Source organism: Acinetobacter sp. CAU_H_60, from assembly GCF_058599385.1.
Window position 1 is genome coordinate 905,799 of the sequence record NZ_CM178653.1, and the last position, 25,739, is coordinate 931,537.

Annotated in this window: 27 protein-coding genes and 2 tRNA genes; 15 read left to right on the forward strand and 14 right to left on the reverse strand. The window is 41.8% G+C overall.

The window, feature by feature from the left end; translation table 11 throughout:
• The first annotated feature begins 18 nt into the window (after window positions 1-18).
• Window positions 19-279 carry a DUF2798 domain-containing protein gene (locus AC4MBN_RS04135; RefSeq protein WP_312332494.1) on the forward strand — a complete coding sequence of 87 codons (261 nt, stop codon included), beginning with the start codon at window positions 19-21 and terminating at the stop codon, window positions 277-279.
• Between the two features lie 18 nt (window positions 280-297).
• On the opposite strand, the gene AC4MBN_RS04140 is transcribed toward AC4MBN_RS04135, so the two are convergent.
• A complete protein-coding gene (locus tag AC4MBN_RS04140; protein WP_491880718.1) occupies window positions 298-642 on the reverse strand; it encodes a thioredoxin family protein in 345 nt (114 codons plus the stop codon).
• A gap of 24 nt (window positions 643-666) precedes the next feature.
• Window positions 667-1,107: an N-acetyltransferase gene (locus tag AC4MBN_RS04145; RefSeq protein WP_491880939.1), complete on the reverse strand. Its 441-nt coding sequence runs from the start codon at window positions 1,105-1,107 to the stop codon at window positions 667-669.
• 129 nt (window positions 1,108-1,236) lie between these two features.
• Here AC4MBN_RS04145 and AC4MBN_RS04150 point away from each other — a divergent pair, with 129 nt between their 5' ends.
• The 3 genes from AC4MBN_RS04150 to AC4MBN_RS04160 all read left to right on the forward strand — a co-directional run bounded on the left by AC4MBN_RS04150 (window position 1,237) and on the right by AC4MBN_RS04160 (window position 3,712).
• Window positions 1,237-2,229, forward strand: a complete 993-nt coding sequence (locus AC4MBN_RS04150) for an NAD(P)H-quinone oxidoreductase (protein ID WP_419363293.1) — start codon at window positions 1,237-1,239, stop codon at window positions 2,227-2,229.
• A gap of 237 nt (window positions 2,230-2,466) precedes the next feature.
• Entirely contained in the window at window positions 2,467-2,667 is a 201-nt protein-coding gene (locus AC4MBN_RS04155) for a hypothetical protein (RefSeq protein ID WP_491876035.1), read from the forward strand.
• A 139-nt stretch (window positions 2,668-2,806) separates the two neighbouring features.
• Window positions 2,807-3,712 (forward strand): helix-turn-helix transcriptional regulator, encoded by a 906-nt coding sequence (locus AC4MBN_RS04160; protein WP_491876034.1) that lies wholly within the window; start codon window positions 2,807-2,809, stop codon window positions 3,710-3,712.
• Window positions 3,713-3,843: 131 nt separating this feature from the next.
• On the opposite strand, the gene AC4MBN_RS04165 is transcribed toward AC4MBN_RS04160, so the two are convergent.
• Both AC4MBN_RS04165 and AC4MBN_RS04170 read right to left on the reverse strand, forming a co-directional pair.
• Window positions 3,844-3,929, reverse strand: a tRNA-Leu gene (locus AC4MBN_RS04165).
• Between the two features lie 11 nt (window positions 3,930-3,940).
• Window positions 3,941-4,014, reverse strand: a tRNA-Cys gene (locus tag AC4MBN_RS04170).
• 153 nt (window positions 4,015-4,167) lie between these two features.
• Here AC4MBN_RS04170 and folD point away from each other — a divergent pair.
• A complete protein-coding gene (gene folD / locus AC4MBN_RS04175) occupies window positions 4,168-5,016 on the forward strand; it encodes a bifunctional methylenetetrahydrofolate dehydrogenase/methenyltetrahydrofolate cyclohydrolase FolD (protein WP_004782941.1) in 849 nt (282 codons plus the stop codon).
• A 161-nt stretch (window positions 5,017-5,177) separates the two neighbouring features.
• Window positions 5,178-5,846 (forward strand): class I SAM-dependent methyltransferase, encoded by a 669-nt coding sequence (locus AC4MBN_RS04180; protein WP_491880719.1) that lies wholly within the window; start codon window positions 5,178-5,180, stop codon window positions 5,844-5,846.
• Between the two features lie 56 nt (window positions 5,847-5,902).
• Here the strand turns inward: AC4MBN_RS04180 and AC4MBN_RS04185 are convergent, their stop codons facing one another.
• The 3 genes from AC4MBN_RS04185 to AC4MBN_RS04195 form a co-directional block, all read right to left on the reverse strand.
• Window positions 5,903-6,325, reverse strand: a complete 423-nt coding sequence (locus tag AC4MBN_RS04185; RefSeq protein ID WP_171431238.1) for a hypothetical protein — start codon at window positions 6,323-6,325, stop codon at window positions 5,903-5,905.
• A 136-nt stretch (window positions 6,326-6,461) separates the two neighbouring features.
• Window positions 6,462-7,814: an MFS transporter gene (locus AC4MBN_RS04190; protein ID WP_491880720.1), complete on the reverse strand. Its 1,353-nt coding sequence runs from the start codon at window positions 7,812-7,814 to the stop codon at window positions 6,462-6,464.
• Between the two features lie 356 nt (window positions 7,815-8,170).
• Window positions 8,171-10,000 carry a phosphoenolpyruvate carboxykinase (GTP) gene (locus AC4MBN_RS04195; RefSeq protein ID WP_034706283.1) on the reverse strand — a complete coding sequence of 610 codons (1,830 nt, stop codon included), beginning with the start codon at window positions 9,998-10,000 and terminating at the stop codon, window positions 8,171-8,173.
• Window positions 10,001-10,414: 414 nt separating this feature from the next.
• On the opposite strand from AC4MBN_RS04195, the gene AC4MBN_RS04200 reads away from it, so the two are divergent.
• From AC4MBN_RS04200 to groL, 4 genes are all read left to right on the forward strand, one after another.
• Entirely contained in the window at window positions 10,415-11,353 is a 939-nt protein-coding gene (locus AC4MBN_RS04200) for a diacylglycerol/lipid kinase family protein (protein WP_419374381.1), read from the forward strand.
• Window positions 11,334-12,110 (forward strand): metallophosphoesterase family protein, encoded by a 777-nt coding sequence (locus AC4MBN_RS04205; RefSeq protein ID WP_491880721.1) that lies wholly within the window; start codon window positions 11,334-11,336, stop codon window positions 12,108-12,110. Before AC4MBN_RS04200 ends, AC4MBN_RS04205 begins: the two co-directional genes overlap by 20 nt.
• Before the next feature lie 178 nt (window positions 12,111-12,288).
• Window positions 12,289-12,579 carry a co-chaperone GroES gene (locus AC4MBN_RS04210; RefSeq protein WP_004646315.1) on the forward strand — a complete coding sequence of 97 codons (291 nt, stop codon included), beginning with the start codon at window positions 12,289-12,291 and terminating at the stop codon, window positions 12,577-12,579.
• A gap of 69 nt (window positions 12,580-12,648) precedes the next feature.
• Entirely contained in the window at window positions 12,649-14,283 is a 1,635-nt protein-coding gene (gene groL / locus AC4MBN_RS04215; protein ID WP_005234685.1) for a chaperonin GroEL, read from the forward strand.
• A 70-nt stretch (window positions 14,284-14,353) separates the two neighbouring features.
• Here groL and AC4MBN_RS04220 read toward each other — a convergent pair whose 3' ends face one another.
• Window positions 14,354-14,860, reverse strand: coding sequence for a copper resistance protein NlpE (locus tag AC4MBN_RS04220; RefSeq protein ID WP_491876031.1), 507 nt, complete (start codon window positions 14,858-14,860; stop codon window positions 14,354-14,356).
• A gap of 230 nt (window positions 14,861-15,090) precedes the next feature.
• Between AC4MBN_RS04220 and AC4MBN_RS04225 the strand changes: the two genes are divergently transcribed.
• A complete protein-coding gene (locus tag AC4MBN_RS04225) occupies window positions 15,091-16,245 on the forward strand; it encodes a helix-turn-helix transcriptional regulator (protein ID WP_419363314.1) in 1,155 nt (384 codons plus the stop codon).
• A 38-nt stretch (window positions 16,246-16,283) separates the two neighbouring features.
• On the opposite strand, the gene AC4MBN_RS04230 is transcribed toward AC4MBN_RS04225, so the two are convergent.
• Window positions 16,284-17,468, reverse strand: coding sequence for a putative periplasmic lipoprotein (locus AC4MBN_RS04230; RefSeq protein ID WP_491880722.1), 1,185 nt, complete (start codon window positions 17,466-17,468; stop codon window positions 16,284-16,286).
• A gap of 309 nt (window positions 17,469-17,777) precedes the next feature.
• On the opposite strand from AC4MBN_RS04230, the gene AC4MBN_RS04235 reads away from it, so the two are divergent.
• The gene (locus AC4MBN_RS04235) at window positions 17,778-18,356 is read left to right on the forward strand and encodes a 1-acyl-sn-glycerol-3-phosphate acyltransferase (protein WP_004782922.1); all 579 of its coding nucleotides are present in this window, start codon (window positions 17,778-17,780) and stop codon (window positions 18,354-18,356) included.
• Window positions 18,357-18,420: 64 nt separating this feature from the next.
• Here the strand turns inward: AC4MBN_RS04235 and AC4MBN_RS04240 are convergent, their stop codons facing one another.
• The 3 genes from AC4MBN_RS04240 to AC4MBN_RS04250 all read right to left on the reverse strand — a co-directional run bounded on the left by AC4MBN_RS04240 (window position 18,421) and on the right by AC4MBN_RS04250 (window position 20,472).
• Complete coding sequence (locus AC4MBN_RS04240; RefSeq protein ID WP_034170495.1) at window positions 18,421-18,744, reverse strand: hypothetical protein; 324 nt, start codon at window positions 18,742-18,744, stop codon at window positions 18,421-18,423.
• Window positions 18,745-18,875: 131 nt separating this feature from the next.
• Window positions 18,876-19,637 (reverse strand): 3-oxoacyl-ACP reductase, encoded by a 762-nt coding sequence (locus AC4MBN_RS04245; RefSeq protein WP_419363320.1) that lies wholly within the window; start codon window positions 19,635-19,637, stop codon window positions 18,876-18,878.
• Between the two features lie 85 nt (window positions 19,638-19,722).
• Entirely contained in the window at window positions 19,723-20,472 is a 750-nt protein-coding gene (locus AC4MBN_RS04250; RefSeq protein ID WP_419374459.1) for a sulfite exporter TauE/SafE family protein, read from the reverse strand.
• Window positions 20,473-20,717: 245 nt separating this feature from the next.
• Here AC4MBN_RS04250 and AC4MBN_RS04255 point away from each other — a divergent pair, with 245 nt between their 5' ends.
• Complete coding sequence (locus AC4MBN_RS04255) at window positions 20,718-20,924, forward strand: hypothetical protein (RefSeq protein ID WP_004782913.1); 207 nt, start codon at window positions 20,718-20,720, stop codon at window positions 20,922-20,924.
• 75 nt (window positions 20,925-20,999) lie between these two features.
• Here the strand turns inward: AC4MBN_RS04255 and rsmD are convergent, their stop codons facing one another.
• Together rsmD and mrdA are read right to left on the reverse strand one after the other, a co-directional pair.
• Window positions 21,000-21,557: a 16S rRNA (guanine(966)-N(2))-methyltransferase RsmD gene (gene rsmD / locus AC4MBN_RS04260; RefSeq protein WP_491880723.1), complete on the reverse strand. Its 558-nt coding sequence runs from the start codon at window positions 21,555-21,557 to the stop codon at window positions 21,000-21,002.
• Window positions 21,558-21,560: 3 nt separating this feature from the next.
• The gene (gene mrdA / locus AC4MBN_RS04265; protein ID WP_491880724.1) at window positions 21,561-23,603 is read right to left on the reverse strand and encodes a penicillin-binding protein 2; all 2,043 of its coding nucleotides are present in this window, start codon (window positions 23,601-23,603) and stop codon (window positions 21,561-21,563) included.
• Window positions 23,604-23,837: 234 nt separating this feature from the next.
• Between mrdA and AC4MBN_RS04270 the strand changes: the two genes are divergently transcribed.
• Window positions 23,838-24,356: a hypothetical protein gene (locus AC4MBN_RS04270; RefSeq protein WP_419363326.1), complete on the forward strand. Its 519-nt coding sequence runs from the start codon at window positions 23,838-23,840 to the stop codon at window positions 24,354-24,356.
• 65 nt (window positions 24,357-24,421) lie between these two features.
• Window positions 24,422-25,738 (forward strand): hypothetical protein, encoded by a 1,317-nt coding sequence (locus AC4MBN_RS04275; protein WP_491880725.1) that lies wholly within the window; start codon window positions 24,422-24,424, stop codon window positions 25,736-25,738.
• Window position 25,739 lies beyond the last annotated feature (1 nt).

Sequence of the window (25,739 nt, forward strand, 5' to 3'; positions counted from 1 at the left end):
GTATTCTAAAGGTCATTTATGAAAAACAATCTCCCAAAATTTCACCTAAAACATCTGAACTGGTTAATGCCCTTGATTCTTTCCGGCATTATGAGCGGTGCGATTTCCTGCTTTAATATGTTGCTGAATAAAGGCTGGAGCGATGCCTTTATCTCGTTATGGTTACATGCTTGGGGACTGTCGTGGCTGGTGGCATTTCCACTGATTCTGCTTGTCTTGCCGCTGGTACGTAAACTTCTGATGCAGTTTGTGCAGATGCCAGATCAATCTGCTAAATAGTGGATTGGTCTGGTTGGATTAGCCAGAGAAGTTATCTAGCACTTGAGACAAAATGTCTTTCATCTCGGTGAGGCTTTTAACACCGGCAATACGCTGAATGATCTGCCCATTTTTAAAAATCAGGGTAGAGGGCAGGCCATAAACGTTATAGCGTAAGGTTAAAATCGGTGATTGATCGACATTGACCTTGCCAAATTTAATTTCTGGCTTATGCCCAGCATAATGTGTTGCCAGTTCCTCAAAGACCGGAAAATTCTGCACACAGGGCTTGCACCAGTCAGCATAGAAACGGATCACAGCAAGGCCTTCAAACCATTCGAAGTCACTGTAATTATCTTCATTGTAGGTGATGACTGCTGACATGAATTTGCTCTCATCATTTCAAAATTAAGATTTAAACCAGCTCATAGTGAGTTCAGCTTGACCGGTATTCTCATCGATTCCTTGATTGATCATCTTAAAACCCTGCTTTTGGTAAAAATAAACTGCTGATGTGTTTGCAGCATAGACATTTAAATGCAGCTGATTACATTGCTGTTTTAAGAAATCAACTAAACGGCGGCCATAGCCCGCACCTTGCTGCTCTGGATCAATGAAAAGTGCAGCTAATACATTTTCCGATTTTAATAATGAAACAAAGCCAAGCACCGTATGATTTTCTTTAAGGACATAGTTTTCTGCTAAGGGTAAATATAAATCTCGCATTTGAAGCAGCTTTTTTTCCCAATAACTAGCAGGAATAAAATCATGTGCCTTTAAAGAAGCCTTGAACCAAATTTCAAGAATAGCGTCGATATCCTCTGTTTTCGCTTTTGTAATTATTGTCATCAATGGTCTTATATCAATTTACTAAATAGGCAGCTGATTATACATAAGTCCATGCTGCTTCAATCCATAGCATTTCTATGTTCAAATAAGTTCGAAAAATACGAAACGTGAATATTAGGGAAAGAATCCATGACGCAACACAGCATGCAACAAGTCATCATTACAGAACCGGGTGGTGTAGAGAAACTCGCTTATGAAACCGTTGCCATTCCAGAAGCAAAAGCAGATGAAGTTCTGGTTAAGGTTCATGCTTTTGGGATTAACCGTCCGGATATCTTGCAGCGTCAGGGTTTGTATCCAATGCCTAAGGGTGTGACTCCGGTACCGGGTCTGGAAGTTGCCGGTGAAGTGGTTGCAGTCGGAAGTGAAGTAAGTCAGTTTAAAGTGGGTGATAAGGTTTGTGGCCTGACCAATGGTGGTGGTTATGCAGAATATTGCGTTGTGCCAGAGAGTCAGACTTTAAACATTCCTGAAGGTGTGAGCTTTGTACAGGCTGCGGCGATTCCAGAAACCTTCTTTACTGTATGGGCAAATGTGTTCCAGATGGGTAAGGCTAAGGCAGGGGAAACGGTGCTGATTCATGGTGGTACCAGCGGGATTGGGACCACGGCCTTAATGCTGTGCAAATCATTAGGAATCAAAACCTTTGCGACAGCAGGTAGTGATGAAAAAATCCAGGCGATTTCACATCTGACCACAGGAATCAATTACAAGACCCAAGACTTTGAGCAGGTCATCAATGAAGCTACGGATAATGCTGGTGTAGATGTGATTCTGGATATGGTGGGTGCGCCATACCTGGAGAAAAACCTGAATCTGCTGCGTCGTGATGGCCGTCTGGTGTATATCGCATTCCTGGGCGGTGCTAAGGCTAAGGAGGTTAAACTGGGTCAAATCATGATGAAACGTTTGACCGTTACTGGTTCCACCATGCGTGCACGCAATACGGCTGAGAAAGCTGAAATTGCCCAAGGCCTGAAAGAGCATGTGGCACCACTCTGGGCAAAAGGCGAATGTTTACCGATGATCTATCAAACCTTCAAGTTTGACCAGATTCAGGATGCGCATGCAGCGATGGATACAGGTGAACATATCGGTAAGATTGTGGTGGAAATCATCTAATTATTCTTGTAATAGAAATAATAAAAGCCAACTTTTGTTGGCTTTTATTTTGCATAAAAAACGATAACTAATTTAAATTAATTGATTGAAATAGGGATATAAATTTTAAAAAACGGTAAAAAGTGTCGATTATTCGACACAACCTGTCAAAACCGAGGAGTAAATTAGCGCTTAAATATAATCTGACTAAATTGTTTGGTATTAGATGAAATGTCACGTATTAAAAGGAAGTATATTATGAAGATAGTGTCGAGCCCTTATACGCATGAACATGGCTTTCGTGCATTGAAGCGTTTGCATAAAGCAATTATCCGTAATCAGTTACTTCGTTCCGATTTACACAAGCTGTATCAAGCCATGTTGCATCTGGAACGCTATATGGAACGGCTGAGCCACTCAGCACCGAAACCACACTACAAACGTCGTAAAAAATCTTAAAAAACCCCTTGCCTATTAGCCTTAAGTTGAAGTGAATAACTCTAATCTCGTTTTTATTTGGCTGTATAATTTTCCCATAATTTAAAAATTCTAAGCAGATGATTCATTGTGCTGCACAAGCGGCACGAAGAGGGTATTTATGAAGGGCAATGCGTCAACGCATGAGCGCCTCGCAGACCGTTTGGCAAATATTTTAACCAAACTTAATATAGGGCATCAGTTGAGTGTACAGGAGCTGGCACGAGAATTTCAGGTCAGCACCCGTACCATTGAGCGTGATTTTGTTCGTCTGAATGCGTATTTACCGCTCATACAGGATGAAAATACCAAACGCTATTATCTTGAGCCTTCATATTTAGGGCGTTTCAAGTTACAGGATATCCAGAATTTTGCACAGTTGTCCGGAATCAGTGACTTGTATCCGGCATTGGATATGTCTTTTATTCGTGAATTGCTGGATGAGCGGGCAAATCAGGTATTTTCGGCAAAAGGCTATTATTTTGAAGATGCCAAACAGTTTGCCGAGCATTTCAAGCTGCTTGCAGGGGCGATCTATAAACGGCAGGAGATTGAGCTGCAATATTCCGATCAAACACGGATCATCCAGCCATATCGACTGATTCATCATCATGGCATCTGGTATCTGGCCGGTGTCACTGAAGCTGAGCTCAAAACCTATCGTTTAAGTCAGTTGCAGGAAGTCAAACTGGTTTTTGAAAATGAAAGCTTTGAGCATGATCCTGAAGTTTTGAAAATGCTGGCAGATGAAGACAGCATCTGGTTTGGCCAGCAAAAACAGCAGGTTTTGATGAAGGTGCAACCTGAAGTCACGGTATTTTTTAAAGAGCGCCGTTTATTTCCGGAACAGCAGATCGAACAGGAATCAGAGTCTGGAGAATTGTTGATTAGTTGTCAGATTCGTCATGAAATGCAGTTGCTGCCACTGGTACGTTACTGGCTACCACATGTAAAGATCATTGAGCCGATTCATTTTCAGGAAAAACTGGAACAGGATCTAGAAGGTTATTTACGCTCTGCTGGATGATATTTTGAAAGCAGAGTAGGTTGGCGAATGCTAATAAAATTCTATTGAGAACTAGATTTAGCAAATTACAGGCATAAAAAAACCAGCTTTCGCTGGGTTCTTTATTTACACCATCTTCAGTAGTAGAAGAATGGTGCCCGAGGCCAGACTCGAACTGGCACGCTTTGTGGGCGGGGGATTTTAAATCCCCTGTGTCTACCGATTTCACCACTCGGGCTTTAACAAGATTGGAGGCGGAGGTCGGAATCGAACCGGCGTCCACGGAGTTGCAGTCCGCTGCATGACCACTCTGCCACCCCGCCGCGTCTTGTTGATGCGTATATTATCAAGCTCTGAAAAAAAAACAATAGGATATTCATTTGTATGCGCATAAAAACAGCATATGACGGAAAATATTCAGAATTATCATGTAGAATGTGCAAAATTGATTCATATCAACACTTGGGAGAAGTGCCGTGGCATTAGTTCTAGACGGTCGTGCATTGGCGAAGCAAATTGAAGCTGACTTGTTAACTCGCGTAGAAGCGCTAAAAGCAAAATCAGGTCGTACTCCAATTCTTGCGACTATTTTGGTGGGTGACGATGGCGCATCTGCAACTTATGTACGTATGAAAGGTAATGCTTGCCGTCGTGTTGGTATGGATTCATTAAAAGTTGAGCTTCCAAAAGAAACGACTACTGAAGAATTGCTTGCTGAAATTGAAAAATTGAATGCAAATCCAGATGTTCACGGTATTCTGTTACAACATCCGGTTCCTGCACAAATTGATGAACGTGCTTGTTTTGATGCCATCTCACTGGAAAAAGATGTAGATGGTGTGACTTGCCTGGGTTATGGTCGTATGGCAATGGGTGAAGCGGCTTATGGTTCTGCAACGCCTGCAGGTATCATGACCATCCTGAAAGAAAACAATATCGAAATCGCAGGTAAACATGCGGTAGTGGTTGGTCGTTCTGCGATTTTAGGTAAACCGATGGCAGCAATGTTACTTGAAGCGAATGCTACTGTGACCATTTGCCATTCACGTACCCAAAACCTGCCTGAATTTGTAAAACAGGCTGACATCATTGTGGGTGCGGTGGGTAAAGCTGAACTGATCCAGAAAGACTGGATCAAACCAGGGGCTGTTGTTGTAGATGCTGGTTTCCACCCACGTGATGGCGGCGGTGTAGGCGATATTCAATTAGTTGGTATCGAAGAAGTTGCTTCTGCTTATACCCCAGTTCCGGGTGGTGTAGGTCCTATGACAATCACCACACTGATTCGTCAAACTGTGGAAGCTGCTGAGAAAGCTTTGGGTTAATGCTGTCTCTCTCTCCCTATGGGAGAGGGTTGGGGTGAGGGTTTTTTTAAAGTTAATCCTCTCCCTAGCCCTCTCCTTTAATAAAGGAGAGGGAACTTTCTTTATTAATTTGGGTTTCGTGTTTGAAACTAAAATTCTGAATATTCAAAAATAAAAATCCAATGAGCTGTACTTTCCAATTTCCTAAAGCCCCTAAGCATCTGCTTCAAGCCTTACACCAAGTCATTCCTAATTGTGAACTAACGGCACAACAACTGCCGGAAACACCGATTTCACTGTGGCTGATACCGCCAGTCTTTCCAACAGACAAGCTGGATGATGAGGTGATTCGCCGCATCTGGAATGATACGCCGTACTGGATCTTCTGCTGGGCATCTGGACTGGCCATGGCACAATGGCTGCTGACAGAGCCACATCATGTCAAAGACAAAGTGGTACTGGATTTTGGTGCGGGTTCGGGTGTAGTTGCGATTGCTGCGAAAATGGCAGGAGCCAAGCGGGTGATCTGTTGTGATATCGATCAGGTCAGTCTGGATGCCTGTCGTGCCAATGCTGAATTGAATAATGTCGAGCTGGAATATCTGGATGATCTGTATAAAGCAGAGCAGGTGGATATACTGCTAGCGGCTGATGTGCTCTATGATCAGTGTAACCGCTTCTTTCTGGATGAATTCCTGAAATTTGCACCCGAGGTCTGGGTTGCAGACAGCCGGGTTAAAAACTTTAGTCATCCACAATATCTTAAACTGGATGAACGCAGTGCGACCACCTGGCCAGATCTGGATGAATCACCAGAATTCCGCAATGTCAGCTTCTATCGAACTAAATAACATACAAGAATTGAAAAAGAAAAAAGGGCATCAAGCCCTTTTTTTATGCTCTGTTTTTATGAGCAGGTATAGCGAATCACACGTACAGTGGTAGGGCGGGCTTCTAATGCCTCTCGGGCACCCGGATTTTCACTGTTATATAAATCAGGTGTATTACTCAAGCTGATCTGGGTACGACTATCCCCGAGTTGACGGCCATACTGAACCTGTTCTGGAGTTGGGTTAACTATTTCCTGACTGTTGATAATCTGGATATTATAGCTTTTAGTGGTTCCAAGGACTTGTCTGCAAGCAGCCTGTAATCTGTTCTCATCCTGACTTGGTCGTCCAGCTAATGTATAGCTTAAGGTTGCAGAATTTTCTGAACGTTCCAGAATTTCATAACCGGTCTGACCGTTAAACTGTTGAGGTGCCGTCTGACATGCTGTCAGGCCCAAAGTGCCGATAGTTAAACCGAGTAAAAAAACTGTTTTTTTCATCATGATGATTTCCCGTATTTTTATCAGACAAGTATGCCATAGCAATGAAAGAGCGGAATGGCAGTAAACATAAAATTCCAATAAAAAAGCTTTCCGAATGTTTCCATCCGGAAAGCTCCTAAAGCAATACAGTTACTTAGTCATCAGTAATCATGCTGTGCTTTTTAGTGTCTTTCATAAAGACATAAGTCAGCAGTGACAGGCCAATCATGAAAGTAATGTAATAGAAGAAGTAATTTTCATGGCCGGCATTTTTAAAGCTTAAAGCCACCAGTTCTGCTGTACCACCAAACAGGGTGTTAGCAATTGCATAAGGCAAAGCTACGCCTAAGGCACGAATGTGTGCAGGGAATAGTTCAGCTTTTACCACTGCGTTAATTGCTGTATAGCCAGTCACAATCACCATACCACTCATACATAACATGAAAGCAGTGGTTGGGTTAGTAGTTGAGCCTAAGCCATTAAAGATGGGAATGGTAAATAGTACACCAAGCACACCAAAAGCAATCATGATTGGCTTGCGGCCAATTTTGTCAGAAAGTGCACCCACAACTGGTTGCAATAACATGAATACAAAGATCGCAAGGGTGGTAATTTCAGTCGCTGTAGTCTTTTCAAAACCTGAAGTGTTCACCAGATATTTCTGCAAATAGGTAGTGAATGTGTTGAAAGCTAAAGTACCACCTGCAGTTAGCATGATCACGGTAAACGCCTGTTTAGGGTATTTGGTGAATAATGCTAAGGCACCGGATTTAGGACCACCTTTTTTCGCCTGTTCAACAGCCTGTTTTGAAGATTGTGTTTCTACCAGACCGCGACGGATCCAGAACACTACAATTGCTAAGAATGCACCAATCAGGAAGGGAATACGCCAGCCCCATTCAGTGAGTTGTGCTTCAGTCAAAGTACGTTGTAGGAAAATCAATACACAGAGTGCTAATAGCTGACCTGAAATCAGGGTCACATACTGGAAGCTTGAGTAAAAACCACGGTGATTTTTACCTGCCATTTCAGTCAAGTAAGTGGCACTTGAACCGTATTCACCGCCCACACTCAAACCTTGTAACAACCGTGCAAATAACAGCAGCGCAGGGGCCAGCATACCCACTGAATCATAGGTAGGTGCACAGGCGATAATCAGGGAACCGACACACATCAAAGATACAGAAAGTGTTAAACCGGCTTTACGACCCTTGCGGTCAGCGTAAACCCCCATAATCCATGCGCCAATCGGACGCATCAAGAAACCAAGTGCGAATACAGCAGCAGCCTGAAGGAGCTTGACGGTATTGTCACCATCAGGGAAGAACTGTGAAGCGAAATATAAGGTAAAGGCTGCATAAACATACCAGTCGTACCATTCGACCAGGTTACCTGCAGAACCACCGAGAATAGATTTAACCCGTGTTTTACGGTCAAGCTGCGGTGTAGCAGCTTCAGGAAGTGGCTGATTCACAACATTGCTCCAAAGGAATGCTGTAAAACACATCTTTTTTAAATTTTCATTGCTATAAAATCTAAAAAGTTATGTTTTAGTGAGAGAGAAAGTGAGGAGATTTTATATACTTATACGCCTCCAAGTTTTCTCTTTTTATAGGACTTTAGTCTTAATAAATAATGGAATTTTCAAATATTTTTATAAAACATAAATTTACCATTTGTTTAGAGTAATTGCTTGATTTTTATATTGGATTAACTGGTTAAATGATGTTCTTTGAGGAGATTAATAAACAGTGAATGTGGTTTTTATTTAGATGTAAAACAGATTAAAAGATTGGCTTTAACCTTGCCTTAAAATAATAAAAAAAGGCCGCTTACGCGACCTTTTTAAAATTAAATCAGCAATTAAGCAGATTTGACCGCTTCAAGAAGTTCAGCTTGGCGTTTTTTCAACGCTTCTGGCAGACGATCACCCAATTTGTTGAACAATTCAGTGTGGCTTTCAAGTTCTTTGATCCATTGATCTTTGTCTTGAGAAGTTACCAGGTCAAACTGTTCTTTAGTGAAATCAGAACCAGTCCAGTTGAGCTGTTCGTAAGTAGGTACACGGCCGATTGGAGTTTCAACAGCATCAGCACGACCTTCACAACGATCGATGATCCACTCAAGAACACGCATGTTTTGACCGAAACCAGGCCATACGAAGTTACCTTCAGCATCACGACGGAACCAGTTCACGTTGTAGATCCCAGGAAGTTTGTTACCAGCAGCAGCAGCTTTTTCGCCAACTTTCTCACCCATTTCTAACCAGTGAGTGAAGTAGTCAGCCATGTTGTAGCCAGCAAATGGAAGCATCGCAAATGGGTCGCGACGAACGATACCTTGTTGACCAACAGCAGCAGCAGTCGTTTCAGAACCCATGGTTGCAGCTTTATAAACACCATCAACCCAGTCAAATGCTTCTGAAATTAGAGGCACTGTGTCTGCACGGCGACCACCGAAGATGAACGCTGAAATTGGAACACCCGCTGGATTTTCCCAATCAGCATCGATAGAAGGGCATTGACCAGCAGAAACTGTGAAACGAGCATTCGGATGAGCCGCTTTTTCTTCGCCAGTATGTGGTTGGCCTTTCCAGTTAGTCAGATTCGCAGGTGCTTCTTTAGTCAGACCTTCCCACCAAACTTCACCGTTGTCAGTTACAGCAACGTTTGTATAGATCACGTCTTTATGAAGCGTTGCCATACAGTTCGGATTCGTTTTGGTATTTGTACCAGGCGCTACACCGAAGAAACCAGCTTCAGGGTTAATTGCATATAAGCGGCCATCTTCACCTGGTTTGATCCAGGCAATATCGTCACCTACAGTTTCAATTTTCCAGCCTTCATAACCTGCTGGTGGAATCAGCATCGCGAAGTTTGTTTTACCACAAGCAGATGGGAATGCAGCTGCGATGTAGTGTTTTTCGCCTTTAGGGCTAGTCACGCCAAGAATCAGCATGTGTTCAGCTAACCAGCCTTGTTGACGACCCATATAAGATGCAATACGTAAAGCCAGGCATTTTTTACCTAACAATGCGTTACCACCGTAACCAGAACCAAATGACCAGATTTCACGAGTTTCTGGGTAGTGCACGATGTATTTTTCTTTGTTGCAAGGCCAAGCAACATCTTTTTGACCTTCTTCAAGTGGTGCACCCACAGTGTGTACGCAAGGAACAAATTCACCATCTGTACCTAGAACGTCATAAACAGCTTTACCCATACGAGCCATTTTAGACATGCTGACTGCCACATAAGGAGAGTCAGTTAATTCGATACCGATGTGCGCAATGTGTGAACCCAAAGGACCCATAGAGAATGGAACCACATATAGGGTACGACCTTTCATTGAACCATCAAACAGACCATTCAATTTTTCGCGCATAACTGCTGGATCTTCCCAGTTGTTAGTGGCGCCAGCATCTTCTTTATTTGCAGAACAGATAAAAGTACGGTCTTCAACACGAGCAACGTCAGAAGGATCAGAATTTGCAAGATAAGAACCAGGATGTTTCTCTTGGTTAAGCGCTTGCATTGTGCCGTTAGCGATCATCAAGTCGATATAACGTTGATATTCTTCTGCGCTACCGTCACACCATTCAATTTTTGCTGGTTTTGTTAATTTAGCAATTTCTTCCACCCATGCAATAAGCTTAGGGTGACGAACGAATTCTGGTGCGTTCACTTGGGTCATGGTGAGGCCTATCTCAAATGTGTACAAAATTTTGTACAAAGTACAATCTGGTCAATAAAATACTGGCCAGATGAAATATGAAAAAAAGTGGCTGTATTAAAGCATAAAATCATCAAAAAAATAAGACTAAAGAAGTGCTGGATTTTATTTGGAATATTATGCTATTTTCTGTTTAAATTTATATAAAACAATAGGATATAAATAAATTCAAAATCTTAAATATGTATTTATTAGCTTTATGTGTGGTATTTATTTTAATTATTTTTATTTAAATCAAACCTTTAAATAAAATTGTTCAGTTATATTTGTTATTGATTAAATAAATGGTCGCCATTCGAATTTTACATAAAGCAACTATTAATTGTTTATGAATTGAACAAAATGCCAATAGGTGTGCATCAATCTGTGTAAAAAATGTCTAATCAATCTAAACCCTTATCCATTATTTATAATCATAATTCTGGTTTCCGTCTATTCGACCAACAAGAAAAATATGAGCAATTACTAGATATTTTTGCAGCGCATGATTTTGAGACTAAAGCCTTTGAAATCAATGATCCAGAACAGTTCAAAAAAGTCATTGCTGAAGTGCTACAACGGCATCAACAATCGCCAGATCATGGTGTAGTCGTGGCAGCAGGAGGAGATGGAACGCTCAATTCAATCGCCAAACACCTGCTTGAAACTGATATTCCAGTCGGAATATTGCCTTTAGGTACTTTTAATTATGCGGCAAGATTACTGGATATTCCCTTAGATTTGGTCGAAGCTGCACAAGTCATTGCAACAGGTCAAACCAAACGTATCCATGTAGCGCGCATTAATCAGGAAATCTACCTGAACAATGCTAGTCTGGGCTTATATCCCTTATTTATTAAAAAACGTGAAGACTATAATCGCATATTTGGCCGTCTCCCTTTACATGCCTATACCTCAGCACTCGATGTTTTGATTCGTGACCGTAAAGAATTAAAACTGGAAATCTGGGTAGATCAGAAGAAATATCCGGTCAAAACTCCACTGATTTTCTTTGGCAATAATCCACTTCAACTGGCAGACATGAAAATGCGGATTGCCCAAGCTGCTGAGCAAGGGAAGGTAGCTGGGGTTGTAGTTTCCAAAAGTGACAAGCTGACGTTATTCAAGCTGGTATATCAGTTAATTCGGGGCAAGATTGATCAAGCCTCAGATGTTTATAGTTTTGCTGCAGATCAGGTGCGAATTGAGTCTAAACGTAAGAAATTAATGGTAGCTATAGATGGAGAAACGGTAGAAATGACACCACCTTTAAATATTTCAGTTTTAAAAAATAGTTTAAGTGTAATGGTGCCGCATGATTCTGCATCTCTCTGATCTGCATTTTGGTACAGAAAGACCTGAATGTTTGGAAGCCATCCAGCAATTTTGTCGGGATCATCCATTGGAAGCGGTGGTAGTCAGCGGCGATCTCACCCAGCGAGCACGTTTGGGGCAGTTTTTTGCCTGTAAACGGTTTCTGGATCAGTTGAATACGCCTTATCTTGTGATCCCAGGGAATCATGACATTCCACTTTATCATTTATGGAATCGGTTATTTACTCCATTTACCCGTTATCAATTATTTTTTGGTGAACTAGAGCCTGTTTTAGAAACCGAACATTTTTATCTGATCGGGGTAAATTCGATTAGACGTCGATATCATACTAAAGGTCATCTATCACTTGAGCAGATTCAAAGGATTGACCTGAAACTACAGCAGGCGCCTGCTTCCAAAATTAAGATTATTGTCAGTCATCAACCTTTTTATGTGCCATTTCAGAATAGGCGGGGTTTTAAGGATATTCCCCTGATGGCCAAAATTGCATTGGAGTCTTGGTCGCAACATGGTCTGTTTGCTGTATTGCATGGGCATTTGCATCGTACCGCAGTCTATGATTTGAACCGTATATTCGAATTGGGAGGAGATCATCCGGTTAATGACGTCCATGCCGGGACTTCTGCGTCGCATCGACTCCATAAGAATCAGCCGAATAGCTTTAATGCAATTGATGAAACAGGAAAAATTATTCAATATTGTTTTGATGAACAGTTAAAAACCTTTGTTCCACAGCCTGATCCCATAAATAAATAGACAAAAAATACGCAATCCATCAAAAAATTAAAAAAAAACCAATTTTTTTTCATTTTTGCCCTTGAAGCGTTTTATTCCATCTCCATAAAAAGGACATCAAAAAATTTTGATGATGACCAATGGAATAAATAAGTCGTCATCGGTGATCTAAAAAAGACTTAGTCTGATGGAGTTATTTATGAGCAACATTCGTCCATTACATGACCGCGTTGTTATTCGTCGTGTTGAAGAAGAAACAAAAACAGCTGGGGGCATTTTACTTCCAGGTTCTGCTGCTGAAAAACCTGCACAAGGTGAAATCATTGCAGTTGGTAATGGTCAAATCACTGACAATGGCGTACGCGCGTTAGACGTAAAAGTTGGCGACAAAGTATTGTTCGGCACTTATGCAGGTACAACTGTAAAAGTAAACGGCGAAGAACTTTTAATCATGAAAGAGTCTGACATTCTGGCAGTATTAGAAGCTTAATCTGCGCCAGATCGTTTTACTCATTCCAATTCAGATTTTGTAAAGATACAACAATATTCGGAGTCAAATATGTCAGCTAAAGACGTAAAATTTGGTGATTCAGCTCGTTCAAAAATGATCGCTGGTGTGAACATCCTTGCAGATGCGGTGAAAGTGACTTTAGGTCCTAAAGGCCGTAATGTTGTAATCGACCGTTCTTTCGGTGCACCGCACATCACTAAAGATGGTGTATCTGTTGCGAAAGAAATCACCCTGAAAGACAAATTTGAAAACATGGGTGCGCAACTGGTTCGTGAAGTTTCTTCAAAAACCAATGATATCGCAGGTGACGGTACAACAACTGCAACTGTATTGGCTCAAGCAATCCTAAACGAAGGGATCAAGTCAGTAACAGCGGGTATGAACCCAATGGATCTGAAACGCGGTATCGACCTTGCAGTGAAAACTGTTGTTGAAAATATTAAACAAACTGCAAAACCAGCTTCTGATTCTAAAGCGATTGAACAAGTCGGTTCGATCTCTGCAAACTCTGACACCACTGTTGGTTCTCTGATTGCACAAGCAATGGAAAAAGTGGGCAAAGAAGGCGTAATCACTGTTGAAGAAGGTTCAGGCTTTGAAGATTCGCTTGATGTTGTAGAAGGTATGCAGTTTGACCGTGGTTATATCTCTCCATACTTTGCAAACAAACAAGACACGTTGACTGCTGAACTTGAAAACCCATACATCCTGTTGGTTGACAAGAAAATTAGCAACATCCGTGAATTGATCACTGTTCTGGAAGCTGTTGCGAAAACTGGTAAGCCTCTTCTTATCATCGCTGAAGATGTTGAAGGCGAAGCGTTGGCTACACTTGTAGTAAATAACATGCGCGGCATTATCAAAGTATGTGCGGTTAAAGCACCTGGCTTCGGTGACCGTCGTAAAGCAATGCTTCAAGATATCGCGATCCTGACTGGCGGTACTGTGATTTCTGAAGAAATCGGTATGCAGTTAGATCAAACTTCACTTGAACACTTAGGTACTGCACACAAAGTAACTGTATCTAAAGAAAATACAGTGATTGTTGATGGTGCTGGTGATGCAAATCAGATTTCTGAACGTGTACAGCAAATCCGTGCGCAAATCGAAGAATCTACTTCTGAATACGACAAAGAAAAACTTCAAGAACGCGTTGCTAAATTGGCAGGCGGTGTAGCAGTCATCAAAATCGGTGCTGCAACTGAAGTTGAAATGAAAGAAAAGAAAGACCGTGTAGACGACGCACTTCATGCAACTCGTGCTGCAGTTGAAGAAGGTGTTGTTGCAGGTGGTGGTGTTGCACTGGTACGTGCTGCATCTGCACTTGATGGTTTGACTGGTGCTAACGATGACCAAAACGTAGGTATCAACATTCTTCGTCGTGCAATCGAAGCTCCTCTTCGTCAAATCGTAGCCAATGCTGGTGATGAGCCATCTGTAGTGATCAATGCTGTGAAGAACGGTGAAGGTAACTATGGCTATAACGCTGCGACAGGCGAATACGGTGACATGCTGGAAATGGGTATTCTTGACCCTGCTAAAGTAACTCGTTCTGCACTTGAGCATGCAGCTTCTGTTGCTGGCTTGATGTTAACAACAGAATGTATGATTACTGAAATTCCAGAAGAAAAACCAGCTATGCCTGATATGGGCGGCATGGGTGGTATGGGCGGTATGATGTAATTCATCGTTCGATCATATGATGTAAAAAATCCCCGCAATTGCGGGGATTTTTTATTAAGTTACAAAATGATTAAGGGGATTTTTTAACTAATTTATAATTCAGATTACTCTGTATTTCCTTACCTGTTTCTATATCACGAGCTTCAACGAAATTATCACCTACATAAAACTTCCGGTTTTCAGCTTTTCCATCTAGGACGATAATAGAAGGTTGTTGAGGATCGAAAGTGAAGCTACCTTTGGTTTCAGTTTCATTATTTCCAGTTTTACCTAAATATTCCTCACTTAATTCATAAGTTTTGTCAGGATTAAGATCTAGTTCAACTTTAATCCCTTCGCAGTCAGCACACGGGAAAACACCTTCATATTCACCTACCCAGTTTGAGTTAACAGTAGCATTACTGGTCATCTCAGTACTCATGTTGCTTTGACTATTTGTAGTCTCTGTAGTAACAGGAGCATTTGTGGTATTAGATTGAGTATCTGCACTGGCCATATCGCGGTCATTCTGTTTAGAACATGCACTTAAACTAGTAACCGTTACTACCAATAAAGCAGGCCATAGTATTTTTTTCATTGAAGATCATCCTCTTGTTCTTCTGTTCTAGAGTTTACATTAGAAGTATGAGCTATCAATATACAGAGAGATCTTGTTAAAAATTGATTCGTTAAGTGAAACGGATTAAATATATGTAGATGAGAAACTAAGATAATTAAAATACAAAATAAGCGATTGGTTTTCTTTAGTTTTATTTTATAAACCTTAAGGTTATGATTTGATAGAAATAATTATTAAAAAGAGCGGTCATGAAAGCAGAACAGGAAAATAATATCATCGCGAAAATTTATGATGCTGCTTTATTGCCTGCTTTATGGCTGGAGGTCATCCAGGATATTGTGCAATATACCCAGAGTCATAGTGCTATTTTTACCGGTCTTGATCAATTCAATCCTGCCTATGACTTTGTTTATACTTACAATATTCCGGAAGAAAGTCTGGCTGCTTATCAGGATGAACGAATTCGGGTCATTGACATGAAGCTGCATATGCCTTTATGGAATGAAATTGATATGGGGAAGGCACTTAATCAGGACTGCCGTCATTATGCAGATCAACCTGGAACAGAACAGTATATCTTTTATGAAAAATGCCTTAAGCCTACAGGGATAGGGTATATGGCGGGAGTATTACTGGACAGAGGAAATTATCGCTGGGCAGTCATGGGACTACATCGTGCTCCGCATACTCAAGGTTTTGAAGCGACTGAACTGAATTTTCTCAAACGGATCGGTATACATTTGCGTCGCTCTTTACAGATTCATCGGCAAATCAGTTTAGTACAACAAGACAATATCAGCTTATATACCGTATTGGACTGTTTAAAAATCGGTATTATTTTGCTGGATCAGGATCTCAAGTTGTCTTATTCAAATCCACTCGCACAAAGCATGATTGAAGCTTCAACATGTCTGGAAATGGATATGCATAACCGCCTGAAAACTCCGGTAGGTGATCAGGAACGTCTGGAAAGATTGCTATCCAGTGCTTTGCTGGAAGATACCAGTATGTCGAGTGAAATAGGCGGAGTCTTGGCTTTGCAGGATTCTAAAGGACAGCAATTGATGCTCACTGTTGTGCCTTTTAAAAGATTAAAAAAGATGCAGCAATTTTCTGAAGCTCAGCATCAGATTGCTGTATTTATGACAGACAAAAACCGGCATTATTCATTATCTAGAGCTTATTTGCAGCAAGCATATCAACTGTCGAAACGTGAATTTGATTTGTGTGAGCTTTTAATCAATGGCTACAAATTAGAAGAAATTGCGACAAAGTGTGGGATCACTTTAAGTTCAGTACGAACTTATTTTAAGAATATTTATGAGAAAACTGATTGCACTTCACAAATTGAGCTAATGCACTTATTGATGGGATGTACGATTCATTTTGAACATATTAATTAAACCTACCTAAAGATAATTCTTTAGGTAGGCTGTGCTCATTATCTAACGCGCTGTAATGTTACAGGACCTTCACCTTGTGGATGCAATATCAGAGTTTCAGCCGATACATTGATGTTTGCAATGGTCTTGCTGCCATCGGAACTGTCTTGTAATCCGCCACATTCATTGGTATCGAATAAAACTTCAGTGGTTGTGAGTGTATTACCTGAAAGAGTAAATTTGCCATATTCAATTCCAGGCCAGCCACAATCATCTCCGCCTTCAGTGTCCAGGAAGAAATAATAGTTTGTGTCAAAGAAGGCAAATAAATGGGTGTCACTAAATCTCCAAGCACCTACCAGACCATTAGCAGACTGTTTGACGCGGCTTAAACGGTATTCGGTATTGATCCCAGGTTCTGTCAGAATTAAGGTCGTTCCATCATAGTTTAAGGTATAAGGTTTGCCTTCTGCAGGATGTGAGAGTCCCCATTCACCATTACTGTCTTGAATAATGCGCGGTGAAATCACGCTTGTAGTTGCGTTCCAGTTTAACTCTCCAGTTTCAATGCCAGGTGTTCCATCACCGTCAGCAGCTTCTGCTTGACCTAAGGCATAACGGCCATCTTCTAAAATATGGATCAGTACAGCGCTGTTTGCATTACGGCCAATTTCCCAAGTACCGGCGATGTCTTTATAGAAAGTTGACTGGAAGTTCTCTGCAGCTTTTTCAGGTGTAATCAATTTTTCTGTGGTAACTACGCCTGTTGATACTATGTCTGTAGCAAAAGCTGTAGGGGCCTTAGAAAAATCTAAACTCTTATTAAGAAGGGCATTAGCAGTTTCGGTACTGATGCTAATCCCATTGTCATGATTACTATCTGTATCTAAAGACTGTAAAAGCACCATCAGGTTGGTACGTGCATATTCAGTTTGTGCTAAATCTAAAGGCGTAACACGTTCTTTAGCTTCAATTTCTTGACCCAGTTGTATGTCACCAATCAGGAATTTAACCTTTTCTCCATCATTAAATTTAAATTCGCCTTTTTCATTAGTAACCCCTTCAGCACCACTGCTGGTGATATATGTTACCCCTGAGATAATTCCATCTGTCAGTACACCAGTTTCGGTCCCGACCGGAGCGGTAGGTGGAACAGGTGATGAACCCTCTGTACGATCATTATCTGAACCGCCACATGCTGTAAGTAACCCCGCTAAGGCAAGACAAATTAAAGTCTTTTTCATGAAAATCTTCCTGGAATTTATTATGTCATCGAAGTATAGAAAGAAAGCTAAAATCGACATATCCTAAAATTAGGATGGAAAAATATATAAATCAGTAAAATAAATTGAACTCACTATTTGTTTAAAAGAGTGAGCTTGCAATAGGAAGTGAAAGAAGAAATATTCAAATAACAATAAATTGAAAATTCTTCCCAAAGTTTAAAAATACAAATATATATTAATTGGTGATTTATTGATCAGGATGCACTATCTATATTCTGCTGCATTGTTAGACTGTGGCGAAATTTTGACAATGATTGTGATGTAGCTGTGTTTGAAAATTTAGCTGAGAAAACTTTAAATTTAATGGGCTGGAAAACCGATGACCAATGGCCTGAAGACCTTGATCAATGTGTGATGATTGCAGCACCACATACCAGTAACTGGGACGCGCTATATGCACGTTTGGCCTTAAAGGCATTAAAAGTGAATGTGCGTCTGACCATTAAAGACAGCTATATGAAATTTCCATTTGGGCCTTTTGTACGTGCAATGGGTGGAATTGGTATTGACCGTCGTCCCAAACAACCGGGTGAGCCTCGTCCAAGCATGGTTCAGGTTATGACAGATCTATTTAAACAGCATCCTAAACTGGTGATGCTGGTTACACCAGAAGGTACACGCGCCCGTCAGGAACAATGGAAAACTGGTTTTTATCATGTGGCGATCAATGCGGGTGTGCCGATTGCGCTGGCTTATATGGATTATGCGAAAAAAGAAGCGGGTGTAGGTAAAATCATTTATCCAACAGGAAATTATGAACAGGATATGGCTGAGATCATGGCGTTCTATGCCAATATTGAACCTAAATTTCCTGAAAAATTCAGTATTGATCAACGCTATTTTTAATTTCAGGAAAAATAAAAGCAGAGGGATGGACTCTGCTTTTCTGTACGATATATAAATACCGAATTTAATTTTGATTCTCTTCAGATAAAATTCCCCCCAGATTCTGGCAGGCATCTTTATAAAGATTGTATTGCTGTTCTACCACTTCATATAAAGGCAGGTCAAAAAGCTCTTCACCTTGATGATATTGCTCAATATAAGACTCGACCTTGGTTTTGCTGCTGTACAGCATGTGTTGATAATAATCCGTCATACTACTGTGTGGCATTTGCGCTGTATCAATCTTGGCACAATTGAAGTTTTGCAGAAGCTGTTCTGACTTTTTAAGATCATTGGACATACAACCTGCCAGTAACATGCTACTGAGCAATGCCGTTAGGAGTTTCATAGAAAAAGATGAACTTTGATGGGGAGCGCACTATTGTAGAAGTAAATGCGCTATGCAAAAGTAGTTTTATTCAACAACTGGTCAAAAAATAGAAGAATGAAATTTAGAATCTCATTCTTCCTTTGCGATCTTTAACCTTTAACCAGTCCGCCATCGACAATCAGGTTTTGACCTGTCACTGCACGTGAATAAGGTGACAGGAACATTAAAATAGCGGATGCAAATTCTTCAGGCGTAATCACGCGGCGCAGAGGAGTGGATTGAGCAATCAGGTCAAAGACAAAGTCAGGTGTTGCTTTACTTGCATCTGTGGTTTGCAGTAATCCGCCTGAAAGCATGTTCACATTAATCCCATACTGACCCAGGTCTTGCGCAGTAGTTCGGGTAAAGGCCAATAGAGCCGCTTTCGCAGTCGTATAATCATGATAAGGAACGACGGGGTTTTGAACCAGGTTAGTCCCAATATTCACGATACGACCAAAATGTGCCTGTTTCATATCTTCTAATGCAGCTTGTGTTGTATTTAAACAGGCCTGAACTGCTCCACTAAACTGACGGGACATGCTTTCCCAGGTCAGATCTTCAACTTTAGGTCGCTCATCACCATTAAACTCAAATTGCACCAGCGCATTATTAATAACGGAATGGATGGCTTCTCCAAAATGGGCCTTGCTGGCAGCGAATAAAGCTTGTACCTGATCAGCTTGTGTTACATCTGCCTGATAGGCAAAGACCTGATCAGGATACTGATTTTGCAAAGCTTCAGCTTGGGTTTTGCTGCTATGGTAATTCACCACTACACGTGCACCTTCCTGAATCAGAAGCTGGGTAATGGCTAGTCCCAATCCACGGGCACCACCAGTCACAAGTACAATTTGATCACGAATTTGCATCGCTTATATCCGCCTAGAGAATCATCCGGGCTAACATAACAGCAATAGGGCTGAAAGCAAAGTGATGTAAGGCTCTAGAGCTGCTCTATCGCGCAAATGAGTCAATGCCTTCCTTGATCAGGAGAAAGCAGCCCGAGCTGAAGAGCAAGCCTAAGACAATCTGTTTAAAACGTAATTCTGAAATTCGATGAAACAGACGTGCGCCTAAAATAGCGGGAATACTTACAGCTAGAATGAGTACCGCCATATAGGGAAGGTGAGTCTGATTTAAGGTGCCTTGCAGTAAATAGGCGGCTAAGGTAAACACCTGTATGGCAAAATTAAAATGACGCAATATGTAGCGCTGCTGTTCTTTCGGCAGCTGTTTCAGCATTAACCAGGCAGAGGGTACAGAACCACAGAATCCCCCTAAACCTCCTAAAATGCCACCAGCCAAACCAATCCCTGCATCCGCAGTTTTACCTGAATGCTGAATCAATTTAATCTGTGGATTAAGCAACATCAGTGGACACCAGATCACGAGAAATATACCCAGCAAAATACGAAAAGTACCCGCTTCAACGATATTCAGTAACCAGGTGCCGAGTGGGACACCGATCAGACCAGCAATTAAATAAGGTAGATATAAGGTTCGGTGCAGATGAGGAAGTCTAGGTTCATTGGATAATGAAATGAGGTGACTCCACACCGAGGCAAAAACCACTAAGGGCGCAGCAAGTTGAGGGCTTAATCCCCATACCCAGAATGACATGGCAATTAATGCAAAAGCAAAACCGGTAAGTCCCTGTACAAATCCTGCGATAATTGCACCAAGAATAAAGAGTAGCCAGGTCATAAAAATCAGGGCATTGGAAAAGTCTGTAGTATTCAAAATATAGCCAGAAAAACCAAGCAAATCCTTAGCTGTATTTATGCGAATCTAAGTGTAAATATGCATAAATGGTTTTTTATTAAATCCGAGACAAATCCTTTAATTAAGTATGGAAAATGAACAAAATCATACAAGAGTGCAACAATGGCTCCGCGTACTCTTCATGAAATCACTTGATACTAATTGAGTGCGGTATAGAGGTGATGAACATGAAAAAAATGATATTACTGTCATCTGTATTGGCAGTAGCGCTAACAGGCTGTGTGGTTGATCCTTGGGATGAAGGTTATCGCGGTCATCATGATCGTAATGGACATTATGATCGGGATCGTGGTGATAAGGATTGGAAAAAACATAAAGATCATCGTGACTGGAAACGTGACAGAGGTGATCGGGACTGGCGTCGTAATCGTTAACTATTACCTTCCATTTATAAAAAAGGATTTCTTTAAGGAATCCTTTTTTATTTGAGTGTTTAATATAAGTAGGTTTTAAGCCGCTTTTTTCTGATACAGCCCTGCGCGTACTGTACCGGCTTTGGTATTTTTAACTAAACGCCATGAACTTGGCAGCTTCAATGTGCTGAGTTCACGATCGGCTTCTACATAGATAAAACCATCTTCTTTGATCAGTGGATCAGCCTGAGCAGCCAGAGTTTCCCATAGATCCAGAGTATAAGGCGGGTCTAGAAAGACCAGATCAAACTGCTGTTTCAGGCTGGTTAATGCTTGTTGTGCTGTCGCAATTTTAAGTTGCGCACGTGCTTTGGTGACTTTGAGTAATTCCAGATTTTGGGTGAGGAATTGCGCCTGAGTACGATCAGGTTCAATCATCACCACTGAAGCTGCACCACGTGATAATGCTTCAAAAGATAAAGCGCCCGAACCGGTACACAGATCCAAGACACAGGCATTCTGGACATCCCACATCAGCCAGTTAAATAAAGTTTCACGCACACGGTCAGGTGTGGGGCGTAATCCTTCGATACTGGCAAAAGCCAATTGACGGCGTTTCCAGTCACCACCAATAATTCTAAGTTGATTTTTCATGAATTATTCCTGATCGTCATTGGCTGAAGGGGTAGAGTGAGAAGTTGCAGGTTGTGGATTATTTGGCTGTGCGTGGGTCGCCTGACTGCCTTCTTGTGTTGGGGTCGCATTCGGATCAGCACTTAACAGATTCGGTCCACTTGGCAATTCACCCGGTTTAATACCTGCTGTCATGAGACCGCCACTAATTTGATGGCCGGCAGGGTGAATTGGATTTTTATCGCGAGACAGTAACCAGTAATCAAATAACGGTTTAGCCAGTTGTGCAGCAGAACCACCATGTCGACCATTTTCCCAGACAACGACTACTGCAATTTCAGGGGCTTCAGCAGGTGCAAAACCCACAAATAGACCATGATCCAGCTGGCGTTCAGTCAGCAGGGCTTCATTATAGCGCTTACCTTGGGCAATACTTTTCACCTGTGCCGTACCGGTTTTACCTGCGATTTGATACATCGGTGTGCGGATTCCACGACCTGTACCTGACTGAACCACATCAATCATGGCATCACGCATTTTGATCCAGTCATCTGGTTGACCATTAAAGTCGATTTTACCATTGGTGGCATTATGTACGGTGAAAGGTTTGGCACCTTTGCTTTCACGCAGTACGTGAGGCGTAACATGTGAGCCTTGATTTGCTGTAATAGCAGTTGCCATGGCGAGCTGTAATGGTGTGGCGGTAAATGCACCCTGACCAATACTCACCGAAATGGTTTCACCACGTGACCATTTGGATTTACGGGTACGCATTTTCCATTCAGGACTTGGGTAAAGACCTGAACTTTCACTTGGTAAATCCACACCGGTTTTTTCGCCAAAGCCGAACTGGCGCATCCAGCTATTCATTCTTTCAATGCCCATCCGATAGGACATGACATAGAAATAGGTGTCGCAGGACACCACTTGAGCTTTATGCAGATTCACAGCACCATGACCAGTTTTCTTATGGTCACGGAAGCGGTGGCTATCGCCCGGTAAGGTAAAGTACCCCGGGTCAGAAATCGCTGTACTCCAGTCGACCAGTCCATAATGCAGACCGCCCATACCAAACATCGGTTTGATCGTTGAACCTGGAGGATAAGCCCCTTGAACAGCACGGTTATAAAGTGGTTGATCTAAACTGTCACGAAGGCCTGAATAGTCTTTACTGCTAATCCCGGTCACAAATAAATTAGGGTTAAAACTTGGACTGGAAACCAGTGCCAAAATTTCACCTGTACGTGGGTCAATCGCGACAATGGCACCACGGCGACCCGCCAGTTGCTCTGTGGCAATGGTTTGTAGACCATAATCCAATGACAAATACAGATCATTACCACGTACCGGCTCTTTACGGCCTAAGTGGCGCAGGACATTACCGAAAGCATCAGCTTCTACCGACTCATTACCCGGCACACCATGTAAGAGATCTTCATAGTATTTTTCTACCCCGATTTTCCCGATCAGGTTAGACCCGGCATAGAGATCCTTATCAATTTCTTTGAGTTCTTTGTCATTAATACGGCCGACATAACCAATCACATGTGCGAAGAGTTCACCATGCGGATAGTAACGCGTCATCTGAGTTTCAATATTGACGCCCGGAAATAGATATTTTACTTCACTAAAACGGGCAATATCATTTTCATTCAGATTCAGCTTGATCGATACCCGTTCAGTTTTACGTGCTGTCTTGATTCGGGCCTGAAAACGTTCAATATCTTCTTCGGTTAATTCTAAAATCGGCGCAAGACGCTTCAGCGTATCATCAATATCTTGAACATCGGCGCGGCTTAAGGTAGCTGTAAAAACCGGGTAATTATCGGCAAGTAAAATACCGTTACGATCATAAATATAGCCGCGTGCGGGCGCTAAGGGCTGCAGGCGAATACGGTTCTGGTCAGAAGCCGTAGAGAAGGTTTCAAAATTAAAAATTTGCAAATAGGCATAGCGGCTGACCAGCAGCAGCATAAAGAAAATCACAATACCGACAGAGATCCAGACCCGACTGCTATAGATGCGCTTTTCTTGTTGTGCATTTTTTAAAGGAAAGTGCTGCTTCATACGCGATCGACTTAAGACCAGAGGGAAAGGAATCAAAGTGGAGTATTCTAGCGCAACTGTACGGGATTTGATAATGAAAAACTGGCTGTAGCAATTCCTGTGTTTAAACTTTGACTTTGCAGACATGAAAATTGTAAAGTGCTGTATACAAGAGTTTTAATAATTCTGATAAAGTCAAAATTAAATAAAAATAGGACTCTACCAAAAACTATAATTAAGGAAGATGGTGAAGGAATGAACAAAGTTTACCCTTTGTTGGCATTTGCATTCTTTGCAAATGGGGTATATGCACATGATCAAGTGAATAATACGGCAAACAGAACTGAGGATCGTGAGCCTAAAGCTTTTAATGTTGGGGTCGGATTTACCCAGAAACTTATCCATCTAAACACTGAATGGGTGAATCCTTATGGGATTGCTTATGTGAAAGGTGGTGCTTTTCTCAACGATGATCGTACAGTTGGAGCACAAGTCGGCTTTCGTTATCCAGCTCACCTCACCGGCAAGGACAAAAATGGTTATTATGTAGGGGCTTATGCCGGTCATATCGATAGCAAACAGGTGGATGGCAAATACGAAAGCCGTTTAGGTGGGGGTATTGATCTGGCGTATGTTTTGCTTAGTTCAGAACGGATCAGCAGTTTTAGTATCGGTATTGGGGCGGGGGAGAAATTACAGGACAGTAATGGTCGCGTTGTAGCCGAAACTGAACCCAGACTACAATTCTCCTATACTTTAAGTATCGGTTTATAGACAAAATATTCAACTTTATTAATACCTGTATTCTGTGAACAAAAAATTAAATATGGAATTTATGCATGCTTGAGTACGTCAATGAATTGTGGCAAGCCTTCTTGAATCGCCCAGATTTTTGGGCAGTGCTCAGCATTATCCCGGTGACCGCATTCGTAACATGGGCTCACGTGTGGATGGCGCTAAAAATGGTGTTTTATCCAATTAATTTTTGGGGTTTTCATGTCGGGCCTGTTCCTGTTGGCTGGCAAGGTATTGTGCCGCGTAAAGCTGGAAGAATCTCTGGAATTATCACGGATAATACCTTGTCTAAACTCGGGTCTATCCAAGAGTTCTTGCAGGCAATGGACCCGGATGATATGGCACGTATTATCGGGGAACAGGTCGGTTTTGAACTAGAACATCTGATTGATGAAGTCATGATGGACCGAAATGCAGTTCTGTGGGAAAACTTGCCTTATTCAATCAAGCGCCGTATTTATGCACAAGCCCATAAACAGCTGCCACAGGTATTAAAAGAATTAGTGACTGAACTGACCATGAACGTCGAGTCACTGGTCGATATGCGCGACATGGTGGTCAGTCAAATGGAAGGTGATCGCCGTTTAATGGTGCGCATGTTCTTGAAAGTCGGGCAGAAAGAAATCAACTTTATCTGGCATATCAGTGCCCTGATCGGGATGTTCTTTGGCCTGTTCCAGATGGTGGTCTGGTTTGTGGTGCCATGGCACTGGACCGTACCGTTCTGGGCGGCTATCTGGGGCTTCCTGACTAACTGGATTGCGATCTGGATGGTGTTTAATCCGGTAGAACCGCACTATATCAAATACCCGCAATTCTTTAAGCGTACAGTCGATCATAGATTCCCTTGGATCAGGCCGGTGATTCCTCGAATTGGCACCTATAACATACAAGGCGCATTTATGAAACGTCAGGAGGAAGTCTCTGACGTATTTGCCAGTGTAGTCACAGAAGATCTGATTACGCTAAAATCGATCATGACAGAAATGATGTATGGTGGTAAAAAAGATAAAACCCGCCGTATTGTCAAACGTCATATTAACGAAATTATGGAAACACCGCTGGTTCGGACCTCTTTACAGTTGTCTTTAGGACCAAAAGAGTATGCAAAACTCAAGACAGACTTGATCGATCGCTCGATTGAAATTACGATGGTGCCTGTAAGCGACCCTGCGTTTAATGCGAGCCGTGCACAGAAGATCTACCAAATGTTTAGAGACCGCATACGTGATTTGACGCCTAACGAGTTTCAGAATCTATTACGTCCTGCTTTTCAGGAAGATGAATGGATTTTGATTGTCCTGGGGGGAGTTACCGGTTTTGTTGCGGGTTTAATCCATTTGTTTGTGGCTTTCTTATAAT

What these genes read in the sequence shown, in the direction of transcription:
- AC4MBN_RS04135 (WP_312332494.1), top strand. Translation starts at nt 19, where the DNA reads ATGAAAAACAATCTCCCAAAATTTCACCTAAAACATCTGAACTGGTTA.
- AC4MBN_RS04140 (WP_491880718.1), bottom strand. Translation starts at nt 642, where the DNA reads ATGTCAGCAGTCATCACCTACAATGAAGATAATTACAGTGACTTCGAA.
- AC4MBN_RS04145 (WP_491880939.1), bottom strand. Translation starts at nt 1,107, where the DNA reads ATGACAATAATTACAAAAGCGAAAACAGAGGATATCGACGCTATTCTT.
- AC4MBN_RS04150 (WP_419363293.1), top strand. Translation starts at nt 1,237, where the DNA reads ATGACGCAACACAGCATGCAACAAGTCATCATTACAGAACCGGGTGGT.
- AC4MBN_RS04155 (WP_491876035.1), top strand. Translation starts at nt 2,467, where the DNA reads ATGAAGATAGTGTCGAGCCCTTATACGCATGAACATGGCTTTCGTGCA.
- AC4MBN_RS04160 (WP_491876034.1), top strand. Translation starts at nt 2,807, where the DNA reads ATGAAGGGCAATGCGTCAACGCATGAGCGCCTCGCAGACCGTTTGGCA.
- AC4MBN_RS04180 (WP_491880719.1), top strand. Translation starts at nt 5,178, where the DNA reads ATGAGCTGTACTTTCCAATTTCCTAAAGCCCCTAAGCATCTGCTTCAA.
- AC4MBN_RS04185 (WP_171431238.1), bottom strand. Translation starts at nt 6,325, where the DNA reads ATGAAAAAAACAGTTTTTTTACTCGGTTTAACTATCGGCACTTTGGGC.
- AC4MBN_RS04190 (WP_491880720.1), bottom strand. Translation starts at nt 7,814, where the DNA reads ATGTGTTTTACAGCATTCCTTTGGAGCAATGTTGTGAATCAGCCACTT.
- AC4MBN_RS04195 (WP_034706283.1), bottom strand. Translation starts at nt 10,000, where the DNA reads ATGACCCAAGTGAACGCACCAGAATTCGTTCGTCACCCTAAGCTTATT.
- AC4MBN_RS04200 (WP_419374381.1), top strand. Translation starts at nt 10,415, where the DNA reads ATGTCTAATCAATCTAAACCCTTATCCATTATTTATAATCATAATTCT.
- AC4MBN_RS04205 (WP_491880721.1), top strand. Translation starts at nt 11,334, where the DNA reads ATGATTCTGCATCTCTCTGATCTGCATTTTGGTACAGAAAGACCTGAA.
- AC4MBN_RS04210 (WP_004646315.1), top strand. Translation starts at nt 12,289, where the DNA reads ATGAGCAACATTCGTCCATTACATGACCGCGTTGTTATTCGTCGTGTT.
- groL (WP_005234685.1), top strand. Translation starts at nt 12,649, where the DNA reads ATGTCAGCTAAAGACGTAAAATTTGGTGATTCAGCTCGTTCAAAAATG.
- AC4MBN_RS04220 (WP_491876031.1), bottom strand. Translation starts at nt 14,860, where the DNA reads ATGAAAAAAATACTATGGCCTGCTTTATTGGTAGTAACGGTTACTAGT.
- AC4MBN_RS04225 (WP_419363314.1), top strand. Translation starts at nt 15,091, where the DNA reads ATGAAAGCAGAACAGGAAAATAATATCATCGCGAAAATTTATGATGCT.
- AC4MBN_RS04230 (WP_491880722.1), bottom strand. Translation starts at nt 17,468, where the DNA reads ATGAAAAAGACTTTAATTTGTCTTGCCTTAGCGGGGTTACTTACAGCA.
- AC4MBN_RS04240 (WP_034170495.1), bottom strand. Translation starts at nt 18,744, where the DNA reads ATGAAACTCCTAACGGCATTGCTCAGTAGCATGTTACTGGCAGGTTGT.
- AC4MBN_RS04245 (WP_419363320.1), bottom strand. Translation starts at nt 19,637, where the DNA reads ATGCAAATTCGTGATCAAATTGTACTTGTGACTGGTGGTGCCCGTGGA.
- AC4MBN_RS04250 (WP_419374459.1), bottom strand. Translation starts at nt 20,472, where the DNA reads ATGACCTGGCTACTCTTTATTCTTGGTGCAATTATCGCAGGATTTGTA.
- AC4MBN_RS04255 (WP_004782913.1), top strand. Translation starts at nt 20,718, where the DNA reads ATGAAAAAAATGATATTACTGTCATCTGTATTGGCAGTAGCGCTAACA.
- rsmD (WP_491880723.1), bottom strand. Translation starts at nt 21,557, where the DNA reads ATGAAAAATCAACTTAGAATTATTGGTGGTGACTGGAAACGCCGTCAA.
- mrdA (WP_491880724.1), bottom strand. Translation starts at nt 23,603, where the DNA reads ATGAAGCAGCACTTTCCTTTAAAAAATGCACAACAAGAAAAGCGCATC.
- AC4MBN_RS04270 (WP_419363326.1), top strand. Translation starts at nt 23,838, where the DNA reads ATGAACAAAGTTTACCCTTTGTTGGCATTTGCATTCTTTGCAAATGGG.
- AC4MBN_RS04275 (WP_491880725.1), top strand. Translation starts at nt 24,422, where the DNA reads ATGCTTGAGTACGTCAATGAATTGTGGCAAGCCTTCTTGAATCGCCCA.